This is a genomic window from Sphingobium sp. C100, from assembly GCF_000508185.1.
GTDB lineage: Bacteria > Pseudomonadota > Alphaproteobacteria > Sphingomonadales > Sphingomonadaceae > Sphingobium.
This window is the reverse complement of record NZ_AYOY01000065.1, coordinates 1-3,834: the sequence shown is the minus strand read 5'-3', so window position 1 is coordinate 3,834 and position 3,834 is coordinate 1. Positions and strand designations below refer to the sequence as shown.

Annotated in this window: 5 protein-coding genes; 2 read left to right on the top strand and 3 right to left on the bottom strand. The window is 59.7% G+C overall.

Going from position 1 to position 3,834, the window contains the following annotated elements; all coding sequences use genetic code 11:
- On the bottom strand, positions 1-588 hold a 588-nt coding region (gene lexA, locus C100_RS30575; protein WP_024018848.1), incomplete at its 3' end, for a transcriptional repressor LexA.
- A gap of 114 nt (positions 589-702) precedes the next feature.
- On the opposite strand from lexA, the gene C100_RS30570 reads away from it, so the two are divergent.
- Complete coding sequence (locus tag C100_RS30570; RefSeq protein WP_024018847.1) at positions 703-1,599, top strand: IS1595 family transposase; 897 nt, start codon at positions 703-705, stop codon at positions 1,597-1,599.
- An 84-nt stretch (positions 1,600-1,683) separates the two neighbouring features.
- Here C100_RS30570 and C100_RS30565 read toward each other — a convergent pair whose 3' ends face one another.
- On the bottom strand, positions 1,684-2,598 hold the full coding sequence (locus C100_RS30565) for a hypothetical protein (RefSeq protein ID WP_024018846.1): 915 nt from the start codon (positions 2,596-2,598) through the stop codon (positions 1,684-1,686).
- A 233-nt stretch (positions 2,599-2,831) separates the two neighbouring features.
- Here C100_RS30565 and C100_RS48540 point away from each other — a divergent pair, with 233 nt between their 5' ends.
- On the top strand, positions 2,832-2,972 hold the full coding sequence (locus tag C100_RS48540) for a hypothetical protein (RefSeq protein WP_161633900.1): 141 nt from the start codon (positions 2,832-2,834) through the stop codon (positions 2,970-2,972).
- Positions 2,973-3,015: 43 nt separating this feature from the next.
- Here C100_RS48540 and C100_RS30560 read toward each other — a convergent pair.
- On the bottom strand, positions 3,016-3,834 hold an 819-nt coding region (locus C100_RS30560), incomplete at its 5' end, for a molybdopterin molybdotransferase MoeA (protein ID WP_024018844.1).

Genomic DNA, 3,834 nt, shown 5'->3' with positions numbered 1-3,834 from the left:
GGGATTGGCGGGGTCCAGCCGCACCCGACTGCCTTCGCGGTGGAAATATTTTAGCGTCGCCTCATTCTCTTCGATGAGCGCCACGACGATCTGCCCCTCGCGCGCGACCTCTGTGCGCTGGATCAGCGCGAAATCGCCGTCGAGAATGCCCGCCTCCACCATCGAGTCGCCAGACACTTCCAGCGCATAATGGTCGCCCGCGCCGAGCAGGGCGGCGGGAACCGACAACATCGTCTGTCCCTCCATCGCCTCGATCGGAACGCCCGCGGCGATGCGGCCGTGCAGCGGAATTTCGATCACGTCATTGGCTGCGATCGGCAGGATGGGCGGGGCGATCTTGGGCTGCGGTGTGATGGCCGGTGCGCGATGCATCGCATCGGGGAGCTTCAGCACCTCCAGCGCGCGGGCGCGATTAGGTAGGCGACGGATGAAGCCGCGCTCTTCCAAAGCGTTGATCAGGCGGTGGATGCCGGACTTTGAGCGCAGGTCGAGCGCGTCCTTCATCTCCTCGAAAGACGGCGAAACGCCGCCCTCCTCCAGGCGGTTATGAATGAAGCTCAGCAATTCCTGCTGCTTGGGCGTCAACATCGCGGCGGTCCTCCGTGGAACGTATGAGGAACGTATAGGAAACACATGGAGATTAGTCAAGCGCCAGGTGATTATCCCCTTCCCATACGTAACTATTCCTGCTATATACTGGGTATGAGCAAGAAGCCCCAAACGATCGCGCAGTTTTTCAAGCAGTTTCCCGATGACGAAACGTGCCTGAACCATCTGTTTGAAATCCGCTTCGGGCAGGGCTTTGAATGCCCCTCTTGCGAGCGCCCGTCCAAGTGGTTTCGGATCAAGGCCGAGCGCGCCTATTCGTGCCAGTGGTGCGGTCATCACCTGCACCCTACGGTCGGCACCCCATTCCAGCAGACGCGCACACCGCTGCAAATGTGGTTCTATGCGATCTTCCTGTTCACCACGACGCGCAACGGCGTGGCGGCGAAGGAACTGGAGCGCCAGCTTGGCGTCACCTACAAGACAGCCTGGCGCATGGCTCACTTGATCCGCGAACATATGGCGGACGTTGACGGCGAAGATCCAATTGGCGGCGCGTTCAAGACGGTCGAGATTGACGAAACCTACGTCGGTGGCGTCGCGAAGGGCAAAGGGACAGGCTACAAGGCCAACAAGACGGCGATCATGGGCATGATGGAGCGCAATGGTGACATCGTGACCAAGGTTATCCCGAACCGGAAGCGCTCGACCTTAGAGGGGCATATCTTCGCCAACGTGAAGCCGCACACCGAAATCCATACCGATGAATTTATCAGCTATAGCGATCTGGGCGACTTCAAAGGATATTGGCACAAGACGGTCAATCACAGCGCCGGGGAATATGTGCGCGGCCATGTATCGACCAACGGCGTGGAAGGCTTCTGGTCGCAGCTAAAGCGGTCGATCAACGGCACCCATATCCACGTTTCGGGCAAGCACCTGTGGAAATACGCCAAGGAAGCGGAATATCGCTTCAATCGTCGGGATTGCGCGGAGACGATGCTTTCGGAACTGCTGGGGACTTTTGGACCATTGCCTGAACGGCGCGATTGAAGGCATCCGGATCGGCCTTCTCGCCTTCCCGTTCCGCGATGAACTGGTCTAATTTGCCCTCGTTGCGGGCTTGCTTGAGATTCGTCATTCAGCCGCTCCTGTCACCCTATGCAAATGCACTTCCTTCGGCACCATTTGTCCTGCAACATTCTCATAAATGACAGAAATATCACCGTTAACATGATCCCTGTTCCATAGGTCTGTTGCGCTAACTTCATCCATCAATTTCATCCGTAGCCGTTGGCCAGATACGCTATCGATAACAGCCGCCCATCCACGGCCCGCGTTGTCTCGATCCTGAGCGTGAAGCTCTATATGCACTCCATTGAAAGAGCGAGATGGCCGTTCCTCCGATGCATCATCAAACAGAAACTCGGCAGGAATATCACGAACGATATCCTGCGGAATCATGCGTCCGTTGACTTCTAGGGGGGCGCTATCCTGTTGCTTGCTTGGAGCAAAAAATCTTGACGCGAGGTTCATCACGCGCCGCCAGAGTGTTTTTTCTGAATACCGATCGGCCAGAATTTTCCGTATGGAATCTTCCGACTTTCCAACTTGCGGTGCCAACTCAGCGATTAGGCTGTCGAGTTGGGCCTTTGCGGCACCGGATGATCCCGTGCCGAATACCAGGCTCTTGAGCGCATCAGCGCCGTAAAAGACGACAATCAATGCCACGACTGTTACAACCGTATCAAAGCGGTCGGGAATAATCATTCCTGTAGCATCAGTTATCAGGTCCGGCACTTCGGACTCCAGTTGCTTCTGGAAGGCGACAAAGAGCGCGACGGCAAACGCTTCCCGTAAAGGACTGGCCTGCGCGATTTCGCGGACTTTGACCTCCAGTTTTTGAACTGACAGGCCATCAACAAGCGCCGGAAGCAGGCGGGCAGTCTCGTTAAGAGTTGCCTCAACGGCTTGAAGGCTGCTGATGATATCTCGGATATGAACTGGCTCTTCGGTGAGATACCGAACTGAAAACTGTGTGCTGTGCTGCACTGGCCACCCCCATGATATCGGGAGGCTAGTTCACTCAATACCGAGGAGTCAAAGGCCGGGATCATTGGACGCTCCGTTTAACGCCTACGGCGTTAACATGCCCATGCGATCCGATTCACGTATGCAAAGGGGATAAACACCAAGCGCCAACCGCTTGTCGCATCGGGAGGAACGGCGCGAACCCGGACGTGTTTTGCATCACGCCTGTCCGGCAAGGATCAAGGAACGCAAAAATGACCCACCTGAACCAACATAATAATAACCAGCATCGACGCCGGCCGCATGACCGTGCGCGGGACAGGGATCATGAGGAACGCCAGATGGGTGACGAGCGCCGCCAGGATCTGGCGCCCGGCCCCACGCAGATGGGCTGACCGCATCCTATGAGCAACGAAAGGCGCGCGACCGCTCCCTTTTTTATGAAAGCGGGATGATGGTGACGCGATCGCCGGGCCGTGCGGCGGGGGAACCGGCAGGGCGCAGGATCAGGCAGTCGGCCATCGCCATGGCCGCGGTGGCAGCACTGTCCTGCGAAGTGACCGACACGATGCCGTCTGCGCCGCGATAGGCGCGCAGATAATCGTCGCGGTCGCCGGTGGCGGGCAGGGTAGAAGCGAGCGGCGCGTGGGTCATCAGGGGCAGAGGCGCGGCCGCGCCCGCCATATGGCGCACCAGCGGCAGCAGGAACAGCGTTCCCGTGACGAAGGCCGAGACCGGATTGCCGGGCAGGCCGAGGAAGATCGAATCGTCCAGTCGGCCCGCCATCAGGGGCTTGCCCGGCCGCATCCGGATTTTCCAGAAATCGAGCGAACCGCCTGCCCGCGCGAATGCCGGGCGCACCAGGTCATGATCGCCGACAGACGCGCCGCCGGTCGAAACGATGATGTCCGCCTGCGCCGCCGTTCGAAAAGCGGTGGCCAGAGTGTCGAGATCGTCCGGCACGATGCCGATGTCGATGACGTCGCAGGGCAGCGCAGCCAGCATCGCGGCCAGCATCGGTGCGTTGGAGGAGGGCAGGAAGCCCGGCGGCGTCGGCGCGCCGGGCTGCACCAGTTCATTACCGGTCGATAACAGCGCAACCCTCGGTCGCGCGCCCGCCGGCAAGCTGCCATGCCCGCCGAGCACGGCAAGCGCGATCTGGGCCGCGCCGAGGCGAGCGCCAGCACGGAGCAGCAGCGCGTCCCTTGCAAAATCCGACGCAGCGGCGCGGAGATGGCGGCCGGCCGGGAGAGGATC